14 protein-coding genes and 1 tRNA gene are annotated in these 14,866 nt (G+C 65.2%); 8 read left to right on the top strand and 7 right to left on the bottom strand.

All coding sequences use genetic code 11. From position 1 onward, the window contains the following. Window positions 1–60 precede the first annotated feature (60 nt). Window positions 61–441, top strand: coding sequence for a DUF7504 family protein (locus P2T57_RS08225; RefSeq protein WP_420028535.1), 381 nt, complete (start codon window positions 61–63; stop codon window positions 439–441). Between the two features lie 307 nt (window positions 442–748). On the opposite strand, the gene P2T57_RS08220 is transcribed toward P2T57_RS08225, so the two are convergent. Then, window positions 749–822: transfer RNA gene (locus P2T57_RS08220), tRNA-Val, on the bottom strand. 396 nt (window positions 823–1,218) lie between these two features. Between P2T57_RS08220 and trpD the strand changes: the two genes are divergently transcribed. From trpD to trpG, 4 genes are read left to right on the top strand one after another with little or no spacing between them, the layout of a single operon-like run. Then, the gene (gene trpD, locus P2T57_RS08215) at window positions 1,219–2,223 is read left to right on the top strand and encodes an anthranilate phosphoribosyltransferase (protein WP_276301998.1); all 1,005 of its coding nucleotides are present in this window, start codon (window positions 1,219–1,221) and stop codon (window positions 2,221–2,223) included. Continuing rightward, complete coding sequence (locus P2T57_RS08210) at window positions 2,220–2,909, top strand: phosphoribosylanthranilate isomerase (protein ID WP_276301997.1); 690 nt, start codon at window positions 2,220–2,222, stop codon at window positions 2,907–2,909. The genes trpD and P2T57_RS08210 overlap by 4 nt, the downstream gene beginning before the upstream one ends. Beyond that, window positions 2,906–4,525, top strand: a complete 1,620-nt coding sequence (gene trpE / locus P2T57_RS08205) for an anthranilate synthase component I (protein ID WP_276301996.1) — start codon at window positions 2,906–2,908, stop codon at window positions 4,523–4,525. The genes P2T57_RS08210 and trpE overlap by 4 nt, the downstream gene beginning before the upstream one ends. Next, the gene (trpG, locus tag P2T57_RS08200) at window positions 4,522–5,148 is read left to right on the top strand and encodes an anthranilate synthase component II (RefSeq protein ID WP_276301995.1); all 627 of its coding nucleotides are present in this window, start codon (window positions 4,522–4,524) and stop codon (window positions 5,146–5,148) included. The genes trpE and trpG overlap by 4 nt, the downstream gene beginning before the upstream one ends. A 346-nt stretch (window positions 5,149–5,494) precedes the next feature. On the opposite strand, the gene P2T57_RS08195 is transcribed toward trpG, so the two are convergent. After that, window positions 5,495–5,674 (bottom strand): DUF8029 family protein, encoded by a 180-nt coding sequence (locus P2T57_RS08195; protein ID WP_276301994.1) that lies wholly within the window; start codon window positions 5,672–5,674, stop codon window positions 5,495–5,497. A gap of 397 nt (window positions 5,675–6,071) precedes the next feature. On the opposite strand from P2T57_RS08195, the gene P2T57_RS08190 reads away from it, so the two are divergent. Together P2T57_RS08190 and P2T57_RS08185 are read left to right on the top strand one after the other, a co-directional pair. Beyond that, window positions 6,072–9,200 (top strand): adenosylcobalamin-dependent ribonucleoside-diphosphate reductase, encoded by a 3,129-nt coding sequence (locus P2T57_RS08190; RefSeq protein ID WP_276301993.1) that lies wholly within the window; start codon window positions 6,072–6,074, stop codon window positions 9,198–9,200. A 112-nt stretch (window positions 9,201–9,312) separates the two neighbouring features. After that, window positions 9,313–9,459 carry an HVO_2523 family zinc finger protein gene (locus P2T57_RS08185; RefSeq protein ID WP_303657550.1) on the top strand — a complete coding sequence of 49 codons (147 nt, stop codon included), beginning with the start codon at window positions 9,313–9,315 and terminating at the stop codon, window positions 9,457–9,459. Between the two features lie 286 nt (window positions 9,460–9,745). Here P2T57_RS08185 and P2T57_RS08180 read toward each other — a convergent pair whose 3' ends face one another. The 4 genes from P2T57_RS08180 to P2T57_RS08165 all read right to left on the bottom strand — a co-directional run bounded on the left by P2T57_RS08180 (window position 9,746) and on the right by P2T57_RS08165 (window position 12,650). Next, window positions 9,746–10,033 carry a DUF8036 family membrane protein gene (locus tag P2T57_RS08180; RefSeq protein WP_276301992.1) on the bottom strand — a complete coding sequence of 96 codons (288 nt, stop codon included), beginning with the start codon at window positions 10,031–10,033 and terminating at the stop codon, window positions 9,746–9,748. A 12-nt stretch (window positions 10,034–10,045) separates the two neighbouring features. Further along, window positions 10,046–10,321, bottom strand: a complete 276-nt coding sequence (locus tag P2T57_RS08175) for an ArsR/SmtB family transcription factor (RefSeq protein WP_276301991.1) — start codon at window positions 10,319–10,321, stop codon at window positions 10,046–10,048. Window positions 10,322–10,358: 37 nt separating this feature from the next. Beyond that, window positions 10,359–11,879, bottom strand: a complete 1,521-nt coding sequence (locus P2T57_RS08170; RefSeq protein WP_276301990.1) for a molybdopterin-dependent oxidoreductase — start codon at window positions 11,877–11,879, stop codon at window positions 10,359–10,361. Between the two features lie 99 nt (window positions 11,880–11,978). After that, window positions 11,979–12,650, bottom strand: a complete 672-nt coding sequence (locus tag P2T57_RS08165; protein WP_276301989.1) for a TVP38/TMEM64 family protein — start codon at window positions 12,648–12,650, stop codon at window positions 11,979–11,981. A 54-nt stretch (window positions 12,651–12,704) separates the two neighbouring features. Between P2T57_RS08165 and P2T57_RS08160 the strand changes: the two genes are divergently transcribed. Next, window positions 12,705–12,875 (top strand): hypothetical protein, encoded by a 171-nt coding sequence (locus tag P2T57_RS08160; protein WP_276301988.1) that lies wholly within the window; start codon window positions 12,705–12,707, stop codon window positions 12,873–12,875. 38 nt (window positions 12,876–12,913) lie between these two features. Here P2T57_RS08160 and P2T57_RS08155 read toward each other — a convergent pair whose 3' ends face one another. After that, window positions 12,914–14,806: a hypothetical protein gene (locus P2T57_RS08155; protein ID WP_276301987.1), complete on the bottom strand. Its 1,893-nt coding sequence runs from the start codon at window positions 14,804–14,806 to the stop codon at window positions 12,914–12,916. Window positions 14,807–14,866: the final 60 nt, after the last annotated feature.

Below are 14,866 nucleotides of genomic sequence, written 5' to 3'. Positions count from 1 at the left end.
GTACCGAACCGGAGGAGACTCCGGACCAGCAGGACACGGCTGTAGCGGCCGAGGAAGTCTCTGACATCGTCGAGTCCGAGGACGACGAGGACCCCGAAGAAAAACTCTCCAGAGACCTCGTTTTCGACGTTCTCAAAAATCGACGGCGACCTCTGGACGACCGACCCCGTGAGTCCCGACGACCTGACCGGCCTCGGGATGCGGTTCTCCGACGCGATTCGACACGTCGAGGCCGGGTCGGGGTGGGTCGTCATCGACGCCCTCGGGGTCCTGTTGATGTACGCCGAGGACTCGCGGGTCTGTCGGTTCTTCCAGACGCTCTCGAACCGGGTGCGGGCGAAGGAGGTCCACGGCGTCTACTTCGCTAATCACGACGCGGTGGCCCACGAGACCTACGAGCAACTCCGGGCGATGTGCGACGCCGAGTACCGAGTCGAGTAGCGGCGAATCGCTCGTCGGCGGTCGGACGGCGTTTCGCCGGCGGACATCCGAGCGACGAACTGCGGAATGCGGTTGTCGTGGCTGGGTTTTCGGACCCTGACTGGGTATCAGGGAGTGCCTGAGTGGTCCTCAGGCGGGCTTTTCTGCGACGCTAGACGGGTCGGTGGTGCAACAAAGCGGGTCGAACAGCCGACCAGTTCCCGTGAGCGAAACTTCGCTTCGCGGAATCCGGACAGTTAACAGGACTCCAAAGCCACTGACTTCGGAGTTCTGAAGCGCAGTAAAATTCGTCCGCGGAGAATGACAGTGGGTTTGGGCAGATTTGAACTGCCGGCCTCCTCCATGTCAAGGAGGTGTCATAACCAACTAGACCACAAACCCATGTTGGTGCGACCTCCTTCGGACGCATTTCTTCGTTTGTCCGGGGGATAATTGAACCTTTCGGATTCCAACGCGGTCCGGCGATTTACCATGAAGGTTCGGCCGAACGGTGGCTGTCCGGGCAACGGTGGCGGTAGTTTCAGTCGGAGGAGACCGCAGAGTTGCCCCGTCAGCGATGGTAATTCTTTGCCCAAAGTGTATTTCTAACTATTTAAAACAATTATATGTGGCTTAGAGAAATATTCCGTTTTCTACTCCCCGAAGCCAGATTCGAGCAGGAACCGGTTTCCAGCGAGCGCCACCGACCCCTTCGAATCCGACCTCGTTCCCCGACACCTTTAAGTCGATGTACGATTGTGTTCATCGTAAGACGAAGACGTACATTGGTGATTTCAAATGCAGGACTACATCGAACGCGTCACCGACGGCGAGAATCTCACGTTAGAGGAGGCCCGCGAGGCGGCGACGGCCGTCTTCGAGGACGCCACCGAGGCCCAAATCGGCGCGCTCCTCTCGGCGCTCCGCGCCAAGGGCGAGACCGAGACCGAAATCGCCGGGTTCGCGCAGGGGATGCGCGACGCGGCGCGGACCATCGACCCCGACCGAGCGCCGCTGGTAGACACCTGCGGCACCGGCGGCGACGACTACGATACGATTAACGTCTCGACCACGAGCGCCATCGTCGCCAGCGGCGCGGGCGTCCCCGTCGCCAAGCATGGTAATTACTCGGTGTCGTCCTCCTCCGGGAGCGCGGACGTACTCGAGGAGGTCGGCGTCGAAGTCGAGGCCGAACCGCCCGCCGTCGAGGACGCCATCGAGGCTGACGGCATCGGGTTCATGCTCGCGCCGGTCTTCCACCCCGCGATGAAGGCCGTCATCGGCCCGCGGAAGGAACTCGGCATGCGCACGGTCTTCAACGTCCTCGGTCCGCTGACCAACCCCGCCGGCGCTGACGCCCAAATCGTCGGCGTCTACGACCCGGACCTCGTGCCGGTCCTCGCCCGGTCGCTCGCCAAGATGGACGTGGAGCGCGCGCTGGTCGTCCACGGGTCCGGCATGGACGAAATCGCGGTCCACGACGAGACCACCGCCGCAGAGGTCCGCGGCGACGAAATCGAGGAGTACACCGTCACGCCCGAGGACATCGGTCTCTCTCGCCACCCCATCGAGGACGTGGCCGGTGGCTCCCCCGAGGAGAACGCCGAGGACATGCGGGGCATCGTGGAGGGCGACGTGACCGGCGCGAAGCGCGACATCATCCTCGCCAACGCCGGGGCCGCCCTCTACGTCGCGGGCGAGGCCGACTCGCTCGAAGGCGGCGCGCAACTCGCCGCGGAGGCCATCGACGACGGCGAGGCCGCCGACCAACTGGAACAGCTCTGTTCGAGCGTGCCAGCATGACTCGCGTCAAAATCTGCGGTCTCACCTCCCGCGAGGACCTGCGAGTCGCGGTCGAAGCGGGTGCGGACGCTATCGGCCTGCTGGTGGACGTGCCGGTCGATTCCCCGCGGGAAATCGACGCCCAGCGAGCAGTCGAACTCGCCGACGCGGCCCCGCCGTTCGTGACCACCGTGCTGGTGACGATGCCTGACTCGCCGGAGCGCGCCGTCGAACTCGCCCGCGCCATCGACCCCGACGCGGTGCAGATTCACGGGGACCTCGGCGTCGGCGACATCGCCTACCTGACTTCCAGCGTGAACGCACAGCTCCTCAAGGTCGTGGACGCCGCCGAACCCGAGAACGCCCGGCGCTACGACGACGTGGCCGATGCGCTACTGGTCGATTCCGTGGACGACGTGGGCGCTGGCGGCACCGGCGAGACCCACGACTGGGAGCGCACCACCGAGTTCGCCGCGGGCCTCGACTCGCCGGTCGTCCTCGCTGGCGGTCTGACTCCCGAAAACGTCGCCGACGCCGTTCGCTCGGTCGAACCGTTCGCCGTGGACGTGGCCAGCGGCGTCGAGCGAAGCGACGATACGCCAGACTCGTCGGAGGCGGCGTCTCCGAACGCTGGGCGCAAGGACCCGAACGCCGTCGCCGACTTCGTGGCGAACGCGAAACGCGCGTATCCGACCCCGACACCATGAAACCGGAACGCGCGCAGTTCGTTGACCTCGCCGGACGTGACGACCTCTCCGTCGTCCGACTCGAAGCCGAACTCGACGCCGAGACCACGCCGCTGTCGGCCTACGCGGCGCTGACCGGGCGCTCGACTGGTGCCGACGCCTCGGAGTACGCCTTCCTCCTCGAAAGCGCCGAGAAGACCGCATCCAGCGACCCCGATGGCGCGTTCTCCGCCGAGCAGTCGGGCGACCGCCACGCCCGGTTCTCCTACGTGGGTTACGACCCCGAAGCGGTCGTGACGGTTGACCCCGACGAGACTACCGTCGAATCGCTCGGCGGTCGGGCCGCCAAGTTCGTCGCCGGCGACCACTCCGGCGATGCGCTCGACGCCCTGCGGTCGGCCATGCCCGACGCCCGACAGCGCGGCTTCCCCGAGGGCGACCGCCAGCACTTCGAGGGCGGTCTGGTCGGCTTTCTGGCCTACGACGCAGTGTACGACTTCTGGCTGGACGAGCGTGGCGTCGAGCGCCCCGAATCCAGATTTCCCGACGCCCAGTTCGTCCTCAACACCAAGACGGTCGCGTTCGACCACCGCGCCGGAACCGTCTCGTTGGTGTTCACGCCACTGGTCGGCCCGGACGACGACCCCGCCGAAATCTACGACGACTTGCAGGCCGAGGCCGAGCGTGTGGCCGACCTCCTCGAATCGGCCGACGCACCTGAGACCGGCGGCTTCGTCCGCGAGTCGGCGACCGCCGGGCCGCGCGAGGAGTACGAGGACGCCGTCCGAACCGCGAAGGAGCACGTCCTCGACGGCGACATCTATCAGGGCGTCGTCTCCCGGAAGCGCGAACTCCGGGGCGACGTGGACCCGCTCGGGTTCTACGACGCCCTCCGGGAGGTCAATCCCTCGCCGTACATGTATCTCCTCGGCTACGACGACCGAACCGTGGTGGGCGCGAGTCCCGAGACGCTGGTGTCGGTCCGCGGCCGTGAAGTCATGGCCAATCCCATCGCCGGAACCTGCTCGCGGGGGTCGAGTCCGGTCGAGGACCGCCGTCTCGCGGGCGAGATGCTCGCCGACGAGAAAGAACAGGCCGAACACACCATGCTGGTGGACCTCGCCCGAAACGACGTGCGCCGGGTCAGCGAACCCGGAAGCGTGCAGGTCGAGGAGTTCATGAACGTCCTCAAGTATAGCCACGTCCAGCACATCGAGAGCACCGTGACTGGCCGACTCGCTGTGGACTCGGACGCCTTCGATGCCACCAGAGCGGCGTTCCCCGCGGGCACCCTCTCCGGCGCGCCCAAGATTCGGGCGATGGAGATTCTCGACGACCTCGAACGCTCGGCCCGCGGCCTCTACGGCGGCGGCGTGGGCTACTACTCGTGGTCTGGCGACGCCGACTTTGCCATCGTCATCCGGACCGCGACCATCGAATCGGACGAAGACGTCACTCCTGCCGACCGCATCACGGTGCAGGCCGGCGCAGGTATCGTGGCCGACAGCGACCCCACGGCCGAGTACGAGGAGACCGAGAAGAAGATGGACGGCGTGCTGACCGCCCTCGACCGCATCGAGGAGTCGCGGTCGTCCGGCCCCGACGACGAGGCGGAAGCCCCGGAGGTGGGTCGATGACTGCGAGCGTCGAGAGCGACCCCAAGCGGTCGCCTGACGACGAATTGGACGTCCTCTTCGTGGATAACTTCGACTCGTTCACCTACAACCTCGTGGAGTACACCAGCGAACACGCCGACACCGAAGTCGTCCGCAATACGGCCTCGCTGGCCGACGTTCGAGAGGCCGACCCGGACGCCATCGTCGTCTCGCCGGGACCGGGCCATCCCGAAAACGAGCGCGACGTGGGCGTGACGCCCGACGTGTTCCGCGAGGTCAGCACCGAAGTCCCGACGCTCGGGGTGTGTCTGGGGTTAGAGGCCGCCATCTACGCCTACGGCGGGTCGGTCGGCCGCGCGCCCGAACCGGTTCACGGCAAGGCCTTCCCGGTGGACCACGACGGTCAAGGAGTTTACGCGGGGCTGGACCAGCGGTTCCGCGCCGGTCGGTACCACTCGCTGGTCGCAACCGAGGTCCCCGACTGTTTCGAGGTGACGGCGACGACCGACCACGAAGGCGAGGAACTGGTGATGGGCGTGCGCCACCGCGAGTATCCCATCGAGTGTGTCCAGTTCCACCCCGAGAGCGTGCTGACCGCCGTCGGTCACGACGTGATTCGGAACTTCGTCCGGAAAGTCGCGTAGCTCTGTGTAGTAGTCGGGTGCTTGGCTCCGTCCTTTCGGATTAGTCGGACTGGCGGCGTGCGAGGTATGGGCGTCTTCTGCCCTGCGGCCGTGCTGACTGACTCGCCAGCTACCTGCTCGCAACCGCGAAGACGACTCGCGTCTTCCACGGCCACGCTTTCGCGTGACCGAGCGAAACGTCCGGTCGGGGTTGGTCCCGTTCTCGGACATAAACCTTCGTGGCGGTTACTCGCAACGATAGAGATAAGAAAATATTTTCTAAGGAAATATTATTCTATGCTAAAGAGTCGTATTTGTTTTCTCCCCTCGGCGCACGCGCCGAGAGCGGTTCCGACGACGCGCTCGACTACAGCAACACGCCTGCCGTGTAGAGCGCCCCGACGACCACGATGGCTGCCAGAAGCAACTTCCACGCGACGCTCAGCACGATTCGACCGACCAGTACGACGGCCGCGAGGGCGACGAGGCCCACGAGCAGTTTTCCGAGCGGCGTCGCTAGCAGTCCCGCCGCGAGAGCGATGTCCATGATAAAATCAAGGCTCCCCGACCACCGTAAACGTATCGACCACTTAATACTCTGCCATGTCTCGAAATCGGTGGTGGGCGGCCGGATAGGTCAGGCTTACTCAAGTACTTCTCCGGTTGGTTGACTACTTTCGCCGCGGTCTGCATACTCTTATTAGGGTCCGGATGCTACCTCTGATCGACCACTCATAGCCGTGAATCCGCCTTTTATACGACCGGATTCCGGCGCGATTAATTTCGACCAGAGGCATCAAAGTGCAAATTAATTTGGAGTAGTCCAACTGGGACAGCAAAGGTTAAACCGGAGGATTCAGAATGAAATCGCCGTCACGAATGATCCGAACTACACCACTCGCGGGAGCGGAATTCGACGGACAGAGACCCGAGGTGACCGGCGTATGAGCGGTGCGGGCGAACTGACGGCCGACGAACTCACTCTGCCCATCAAGCGAACCGAAGGTGAGACGCTTGAGGACCGCCTCACTGGCAACGCCTACCACAACATCCTCCCGGCGCGCTACCTCCGGAAGAACGCCGACGGGAATCTCATCGAGGAGCAAGAGGACCTCTTTCCGCGCGTCGCCGAGAACATCGCGCTGGCCGAGGCCGTCTACGAGGCCGAGAAGCGCGACGAGGAGATTGCGGTCACGCCGGACCAACTCAAGCCCGACCATCCCCGGCGCGACGAACTCGCCGCGGAGGTATTCGGCGCTGGCACGACTGCCGACGACGACGCCGAGACCACGCTCTCCGTCTACAACGTAAACAAATTCTCTTACGAAACCATTGTCCCGGAACTCCCCGACGAGATTCAGAGCCACGTCGAGGAGGTCCGCGACGAGTTCCAGACGCTGATGGAGGACCTCTCGTTCATGCCGAACTCGCCCACCCTGATGAACGCGGGCGACGAACTCCAGCAGTTGTCGGCCTGCTTCGTGGACTCGCCGGCCGACGACATCGACGACATCCACCAGACCGCCAAGGAGGCCGCGCAAGTCTTCCAGTCGGGCGGCGGCATGGGCTACGCATTCTGGAAGCTCCGACCCTACGGCGACGCGGTGGGTAGCACGGGCGGCATCGCGTCCGGTCCCATCACCTTCATGCGGACCTACGACCAGATGTGCGAGACCATCGCGCAGGGCGGTGCCCGGCGCGGTGCCCAGATGGGCGTCATGCGCGTCTCCCACCCCGACGTCATCCAGTTCATCCACGCCAAGAACAAGGACGTGAGCCTCGCCGAGACGCTCCGTCTGAACGACCCCGACGACTACACTCACAACTCTTTCAAGGACGCACTCGGCGAGGCCCGCGAACTCATCGACGACGAGGGCCGCGTCCCCAAGCACCTCCGGAACGCCGCCGAGGGCCACCTCTCGAACTTCAACATCTCGGTCGGCATCACCGACGACTTCATGGAAGCGGTCCAGAACGGCGAGGAGTTCACCTTCACGAACCCCCGAACCGAGGAGCCGCACGTCGCCACCGAACACACCAAGGAACTCTACGAGATGTTCGGCCTCGGCGAACACGTCGAGGTCGGCGAGGAACTCTCCATCCCCGCCGAACTCATCTGGAACCGCATCGTGGACGGTGCCCACGAGAACGGCGAACCCGGCGTCATCTACCTCGAGCGCGTCAACAAGGAACACTCCTTCGACGTCGAGGAGCATCCCGACCACCGGATTCTGGCGACCAACCCCTGCGGCGAGCAGCCACTCGAAGAGTACGAGGCCTGCAACCTCGGCCACATCAACCTCTCGACGCTGGCCGACACGGACGCCCCCGACTGGCGTGTCTGGCACGACGAACACGGCGACGAGTACGAGAGCTTCGAGGAGGCCGTAGACGCCTTCCTCGCCGACGCGATGGCGTGGGACGACTTCGACCACCGCATCGAGTACGGCACCCGCTTCCTCGAAAACGTCGTCACCATGTCGGACTTCCCGGTGGACAAAATCGAGCAGAAGGTCCGGGAGATGCGCAAAATCGGTCTCGGCGTCATGGGACTGGCCCAACTCTACATCCAGTTGGGCGTCGAGTACGGGAGCGAGGCCGGCAACGAAATCGCCCGCCAGTTGATGCGCTACATCAACAACGAGTCCAAGTGGGCGTCCCACGAACTCGCCGAGGAGCGCGGGTCCTTCGACGAGTGGGACAAATCGAAGTACGCTAATCCCACCGAGTACCGCGAGTGGTTCGAGAAGCAGACCGGTCTCGACGCCGACAACTGGGAGGACGGCTTCGCGGTCCGGAACCACAACACGACCACCATCGCGCCGACTGGCACCACCTCGATGGTCGGCAACACCACGGGCGGGTGCGAACCAATCTACAACGTCGCCTACTACAAGAACGTCTCTGACGACGTGCAGGGCGACGAGATGCTCGTGGAGTTCGACGACTACTTCCTCCGGACGCTGGAGGACAACGACATCGACGTAGAGGAGGTCAAGCAGGAGGCCCAAGACCAGATGGCCGAAAACGTTTTCGACGGCGTGGAAGGTCTGGAAACCGTCCCGGACGCCATCGGCGAACTGTTCGTCGTGACTTCGGACCTCACCGGTAAGGAACACGCCGCGGTCCAGTGCGCCTGTCAGGAGGGCGTTGACTCGGCCATCTCGAAGACGTGCAACTTCCCCAACTCCGCGAGTAAGGGAGACATGCGGGAGGTCTTCGAGTACATCTACGAGAACGGCGGCAAGGGCGTGACCGTCTACCGCGACGGGACTCGCTCCAAGCAGGTCCTCACGACTCGCGCCGACAACAAGGAGTTCGCCGACGAGTCCGAGGCGGCCGAGCAGTTGGTCGAGCAGATTCAGGAGGTCTTCGGCGGCATCGAGGGCTTCCTCGACAACGAGGAGGTCCAGACTGCGCTCGACCGAGAAATCGAGTCCCTCCTTGAAGTCGCCGACGGCGAGGACGCCGAGGGTCCCTACGCCAGCAAGCGTCCTCGGCCTGACGTGCTTCACGGCATCACTCAGCGCATCGACACCGGGTACGGAAAGCTCTACGTCAACATCAACGAGGACGACCAAGGCCGACCCTTTGAGTTGTTCGCCAACATCGGCAACTCCGGCGGCTTCACGGCCTCCTTCACCGAGGCGCTGGCCAAGACCATCTCGACGGCGCTCCGGTCGGGCGTGGACCCCGAGGAGATAGCCGACGAGCTACAGGGCATCCGGAGTCCGAAGGTCGCGTGGGACAAGGGCGAGCAGATTAACTCCATCCCCGACGCCATCGGCACCGCGATGCGGCGCTACCTCGATGGCGAAGTCGAGAAGGCCTACCCCCAACAGCAGAACCTCACCGAGGTCGAGGAGGAAGTCGAGGGCGAGGCCGCGACGAACACGCAGGCTGACACTGGTCCGGAAACCGATGGCGGCGCAGTCGCCGCCAGCAAGGAGGGCGACCAGCAGGACATCATCGACGCGGGCGGAAATCCCGAGTGTCCGAACTGTAGTTCCATGTCGCTAATTTACTCCGAAGGGTGCCAGAAGTGTACCAACTGCGACTGGTCGAAGTGCTGAATAGCTGAAATCCGGATTTCGTCTTTTCTCCCGGTTCTCCTCTCTCCGCGTTTCACAGTCGGTAGAAAGGAGTAAGTCGCTGGCTCGGCGAGTGTTGAACGTGAGCGACGACGTGACTTCGGCAGGTGACGACAATGCAACCGACGAGCGAGGAGGTCGCCCGTGTCCAATCTGCGAGGAACCGCTGTACTCTCGCCACTGCAAGTACGTCTGCCCGCAACACGGCGTGGTCTACGACTGTTCAGACACCTTCTACTAACTACACGATTCTCCAGACAATACTTTTATTTCCTTTAAACCACTATTTATTGCTCTAGCAATTATATTGGTTCTTTGAGCGTTTTCGTCCGGTCGTCGCGTACCGTTGCCGACTCGGGGAGAACCGAGGCCGTGAACACTTCTCGAAGTCCCCGCCCGCTCGCGTGACCGCGAGCGGTCGGCCCCTTCATCCCACCCTGTGAATCGGTCGGCCAAGCGTTCGCTCGTGGTCTGTTCCACCGAGCGCACCCGAGCGAAGCGAAAATCGAGCGAGGCCACCGATTCGCCTACTGCATCGTGACCCACGTCAGGAAGGCCACCGCGACCAGTTGAAGTCCGCGGAGGACCAACACGGCCTGCTGGACCGTCGGGTCGCCCGAGTAGAGCATCTTCATGCTGAAGAAGAAGTAGATGGCGACCACGTTCTCGGCGAGCATCACCGCGCCGAACGCGACGAGGCCCAGCAGGAGCGGCGTCCGGAACTTCCGGTAGTTGCGGACCCAGACGGTCGTGAGAAGACCGAGGAGCAGGATGTTCACGACTGCGATACCGCTTGCGATTTGTATCGTACTCATGCTAGGGTCCTCTCATTCGATGTGTTCCATGATTTCCTCGAAGGCCTCGCGGTGCTGTTCGAACTGGTCGGTGAGAAAGTAGAGTTTGCCGTACTCGTTGTCGCCGGGTTCGACCACGCCGTGGTCTTCGAGCATGTCGAGGTGGTGGCGAATCGTCTTGTACCGCACGTCCATCGACTCGGCGAGTTGGTTGGCGTTGCGTGGGCGCTCCGAGAGGTGGCGGATGATGCGCGCGCGGTTCTCGCCGCCCCGCGTCGCCGTGAGGAGGTACCAGAGCGCCTTGTCCATCGCGCTGTCCCTCGATTGTCAGCCACGGGACTTATACCTACGGCTCGACCCGCTTCGAGACCCACCCGGTCGGCCCGCTGGGGAAGGGCTTGCGCTCTTTTTCCGGTTGGAGGTCCCCCTCGCCGTCGGTCGCCCGGACCACCACCTCGTGGGGCGACGAGGCCTCGTAGGTGTACTCCCACTGCCGCCATGCGTCCTCGGCAGTCCCCTGTCCGTCCGCGGCCCCCTGTTCGCCGGGCGAACCGGGAAGTGGCTCGGAGAGGGTGGCCTCGTTCCACGACTCGCCGCCGTCCGTCGAGACTTCGACCTGTTGAATCCCTCGGGTTCCGGCGTAGGCGTGGCCGCCGACCTGCATCTCGGTCCCACCCGACTCGCCCTCGCCGAGGCGGTTCACGGCGTGGAGTTTGGCGACGGTGTTCACCGGCCCGGTCCCGTGCCACCCCCGGCGCTCCCAGTAACCCTTGGCCTCCTCGTCCAAGACCTCGATTTCGGTGAGCCACTTGACGTTGATTTCGCCCCAGTGGCCCGGAATCAGCGCCCGAACCGGGTGGCCGTGGCCGCGGGGCAGGGGTTCGCCGTTCATCTCGAAGGCCAGAAACCCGTCTTCGAGCGCCGACAGCGGGAACTCCTCGAAGAAGTCGTCCTCCGCGCGGAGCATGACACAGCAGTTGTCGCCCGCCTCGACGCCGGCCGATTCCAGCAGGTCCGTCACGGGCACGCCGGTCCAGAGCGCGGTGTCCATCTTCTTGCCGTTCAACCCCTCGCCGACGCACCGCAAGGTGACGAACCGGTGTTCGACCGACCCGGAACTGGTCAGGTCGTCGAAGTCGAATTCGGCGTCCTCCTCGACTGCACCGGTCACGCTCAGGGTCCACTCCTCGCGGTCCACGGTGGGGTCCACGCTGTTGATGTCCACCTGATAGAAGTTCTCGCTCACGAGCGGTTCGATGCCCGCCACGTCGAGAGACCGCTCATCGGCCGCCCCGAGGAGGTCCTCGACGCCGGCCGAAATCTCGCCGTCGGCCTCGGGGACTTGCCCGCCCTTCCGGGACCCGAGGACCGCGCCCACGCTCCCGACAGCGAAGGCTCCCGCGACGGCTTGGAGGACGCGCCGACGTGCCGCGGAGGTCGAGGCCGCGGTCGATTCGCTCCCGGTCCGCAGGCCGGCGAGGCCGACCACGATGCCCGCGCCGGCACCGGCTGTGAGCGTCGAGACTGCCGACCCGGTGAGCGCGAGACCGACCGCCACGCAGGCCACTCCCGCGACGGGTGCGCCGGGGACCGCGAAGCGCCGGGCGAGGACGACACCGGCCCCGACTGCGAGTGCGAACAACCCTGCCGTCAGCGCGAGTGCCAGCAGGAAGCCGAGTTGGCCGCCGAGACTGCCGAGGGTCTGAATCGACCACGTAATCACGGCGTCGGGAGTCGAAGCGACCACGAAGTCGCTGACCGGTGCGGCGACGAACGCCGGCGTGAGGCCGGCCACGGCGTAGGACCCGGCGAGGGCCGCGATTCCGGCCGCAACCGCAACGACCGCACTTTCGAGTACGTTTCTCATGCTCAGACGAGGCATCGCCACGGTAAAAGGGGTTTTTCGAACTCTCACCCACTTGGCTCCGACTCCGTTCCAAATCCGTTCCAAATTCGGCGTGAGTTCTCACCGCCGGGCGCTCACGGCCCGGTAGGCCGGTCCCGCGAGGAGCGCCACGGCGACGGCGGCGGCCACAGCGACGAGTTGCAAGCCAATCGCGTCCAACCCTGCGGTCGAGAGCGTGTCGAGCGAACTCCCGGCCAGCACCGCTGTGACGGTCCACGGGATTTCCCCGATTGCGGTCCCGGCGACGAACGCGCCGGTCGAGACGCCCGAGAGGCCCGCGGCGGCCGAAACCGGGTCGGAGGGCGCAGGCGCGAGGCGGGAGGCCACCATCCCTCGGAGGTCGCCCGCGGTAGCGAAGAATCGCTCACCGGAGTCGCCGAGGCGTGCGACCAGTCTCAACCCCCACCCGGTTCGCTCTGCCGACCCTGTACCGAGGTAGCGCGCGACGAGGAAGGGCAGGAGGGCGCTCCCGGTCGTCCCGGCCAGCGCGATGGGGAAGCCCCAGACGGGACCGTAGGCGTAGCCTGCGAGGACGGCGACCAGCGTGGTCGGCCACGCGAACAGCGGGCGGACGAGGTAGACCCCGACGAGGAGGACGCCGAACAGCGCGGGCCGGTCGGCGAGGTCCCGAGCGACCCCGAGGAGTTTCTCGGGACCGGCGAGCAGACTCGCCACTGCGACGACCGCGAGGAGGGCGAGTCCGGCGACCTGTCGGCGCGCGACGGTGGCCATCGGAGCGTGGGTTTCTGCTCGGCGGGTATCTTCTTTTTGGGTCGCTCCGCGGTAGTGTTCGGAGTAGCAGACGAAACCGGAACTGCGGTCTCGAAAGCCCTCGCGCGGTTCGCGGTCAAGGGGTGGCGGCGCTCCGCGCCGCGACTGGTGAGCGGTGGAACCGCGAGCGAAGCGAACGCAGACGCCAAGGAGGGTGAATGTTTCACCGAGCGAAGCGGACAGTAACCAATTCAAAGATGCTTAGATAAACAGTTTCGTTTTCTTCAGCTATCTCTGCCGTTCCGAGTCGCCAGCAAGAGACCGGCGAGGGCGAGACCCGCGAGCGCCGAAATCACCGAGAAGCCGGGGATTCCCACGCCGTCGTCTTGGAGGTCGGACTTGGACTGGACCGACGGGTCGTCGGGCGCGTAGTCCACGTCGTCGGGCACGCCGTCGCCGTCGGAGTCGGGGCGCTCGGTGGTCTCGGAGTCATCCGAGGCGGCCGTCGTCGCCTCACCGGTTCCGCCGCCGGCCGCGGCCGTGGTCGAATCGTCCGCGAGCGCCTTCGAGTCGGAGCCACCGGCCACGTCGAATTCGAGCGTGAGGCCGTCCTCCTCTCTGGCCATGTCGCGGTGGCCGACCGGGAAGTAGGTGATTGACGCCTGTACCGTCTTCTTGCCGGGGTCGTCGCTGTACACGTCGGCGCTTATCTCCCGGACCTCGCCGGGTTGGACCACGAACGTCGAGGTGGTCAGGCCGCCACCGCCGCTCTGGATGTTCTGCCCGCCGCCGACCCGGACGCCGTTGGGCAGTTGGAGCGTGATTTGGACCTTGACCGGGCAGTTGTTCGTGATGTCGCTGGCAATCGCGCCGGAGATGTGGCCGGGGTCGTCCGCCGAGATTCGGGTCTCTTGGGTGTGCAGTTGGACCGCCTGCATGCTCGGCTCCTCGGCCGAGGGCTGGCAGACCTGCGTCGTCGTGGTGGTCGTGGTGGTCGTCGTCCCCTGCGTCGTCGCCGTCGTCGTCGTCGTCCTCTGGGTCGTCGTGGTCGTCGCAGTCGTGGTCGGTGTCGCCGTCGGTGTTGCGGTGGTCGTGGTCGTCGCTGGCGCGTTCGTCCGCTCGTCGCCGACCGTCACCGACGGTTCCGAATCGACGTCGTAGCGAATCCTGATGTAGTCCCACTCCGCGCCGGGATTGCCGCCGTGGTCCCGCATCGCAACCTGCGAGTAGCGGTAGGTCTCGTCGGTGGCGTACACCTTGCTCCCCGTCTCGCCGTTGGCCTCGTTCTCCGCGAAGGCGTCGAGGTCGCCGTTCGGCCGGACGAGGACCTCCTCGGTAATGTAGTCGCCCACCGAGAACTGGCCCGCGGTCAGCAGTTTCTGGCTGTCGGGCGAGTTCCACCCGATGTTGACGCCCACGCCGTCGTCGCTGTTCTGGTAGGTCCGCAGGAAGAACAGGCGATTGCCCTCGCCCTCGTCGTTCAAAAGCCACGCCCGGCGCTGGTCGCTCCCGCCGCCGGTCGAACGCGAGACCACTCGCGTCTCCCAGCGAATCGGCATGTCGGACTGCACGAGCGGTTGGGTCAGGTTCCGGTGGATGCGCACGCCGTCGCCGCTGGGCTTGAGCGTCCCGCCGGATTCGGTCCAGTCGCCCGACTCGACCACCCAGTTGGGGTGGAGCGTCCCGTCGTCGAAGTCGTCGTAGAAGTTGTACCGGACCTGATTCCACGGACTCGCCACCGACGAGGCGTCGGGGTTCCCGTAGTAGACCGCGAGGTCCGAGCGCGTCTGGCCCGCGCCAACCGCGAGTTGGACCGCGATGCGGTAGCCCCCGCCGGACTCGCTGACGCCGAAGTCGAGGACCTCGCCGGTCGATTCGTCCACGACCCGAATCGAGGAGGGCGACGCCGACCCGATGTCGATGGTCGGGGTCACCACCGGGTAGTCGTGGAGGTCGGTGGCGGACTCCTCGGTCACGGTTATCGGTCGCTTGTACTGCCAGTCGGCGTCCCACCACGTCGCCGCGGTGGTGGCCGTCTCGCCGGTCGCTTCCGGACCGCTCGGACCGGCCGGACCCTCCTCGCCGGGCGCGCCCCCGACGAGGACGCCTGCCGTCACGCCGGAGCAGACGACCGTCACGACCGCGAGTATCGCCAGTACGGACTCCAATCGTCTCATTCGTGCGTTACGTGTCCGGCACCCCATACTTAATTTGTGATATTAATTTCCGCGCAGACA

Origin of the sequence: Halorussus lipolyticus, assembly GCF_029338375.1 — an archaeon.
GTDB classification, from domain to species: domain Archaea; phylum Halobacteriota; class Halobacteria; order Halobacteriales; family Haladaptataceae; genus Halorussus; species Halorussus lipolyticus.
Note: the sequence above shows the minus strand (reverse complement) of the source record. Positions and strands in the feature narration are given on the sequence as shown.

Coding starts and splice junctions, on each gene's coding strand:
- trpD (WP_276301998.1), top strand. CDS start 1,219: ATGCAGGACTACATCGAACGCGTCACCGACGGCGAGAATCTCACGTTA.
- P2T57_RS08210 (WP_276301997.1), top strand. CDS start 2,220: ATGACTCGCGTCAAAATCTGCGGTCTCACCTCCCGCGAGGACCTGCGA.
- trpE (WP_276301996.1), top strand. CDS start 2,906: ATGAAACCGGAACGCGCGCAGTTCGTTGACCTCGCCGGACGTGACGAC.
- trpG (WP_276301995.1), top strand. CDS start 4,522: ATGACTGCGAGCGTCGAGAGCGACCCCAAGCGGTCGCCTGACGACGAA.
- P2T57_RS08195 (WP_276301994.1), bottom strand. CDS start 5,674: ATGGACATCGCTCTCGCGGCGGGACTGCTAGCGACGCCGCTCGGAAAA.
- P2T57_RS08190 (WP_276301993.1), top strand. CDS start 6,072: ATGAGCGGTGCGGGCGAACTGACGGCCGACGAACTCACTCTGCCCATC.
- P2T57_RS08180 (WP_276301992.1), bottom strand. CDS start 10,033: ATGAGTACGATACAAATCGCAAGCGGTATCGCAGTCGTGAACATCCTG.
- P2T57_RS08175 (WP_276301991.1), bottom strand. CDS start 10,321: ATGGACAAGGCGCTCTGGTACCTCCTCACGGCGACGCGGGGCGGCGAG.
- P2T57_RS08170 (WP_276301990.1), bottom strand. CDS start 11,879: ATGAGAAACGTACTCGAAAGTGCGGTCGTTGCGGTTGCGGCCGGAATC.
- P2T57_RS08165 (WP_276301989.1), bottom strand. CDS start 12,650: ATGGCCACCGTCGCGCGCCGACAGGTCGCCGGACTCGCCCTCCTCGCG.
- P2T57_RS08155 (WP_276301987.1), bottom strand. CDS start 14,806: ATGAGACGATTGGAGTCCGTACTGGCGATACTCGCGGTCGTGACGGTC.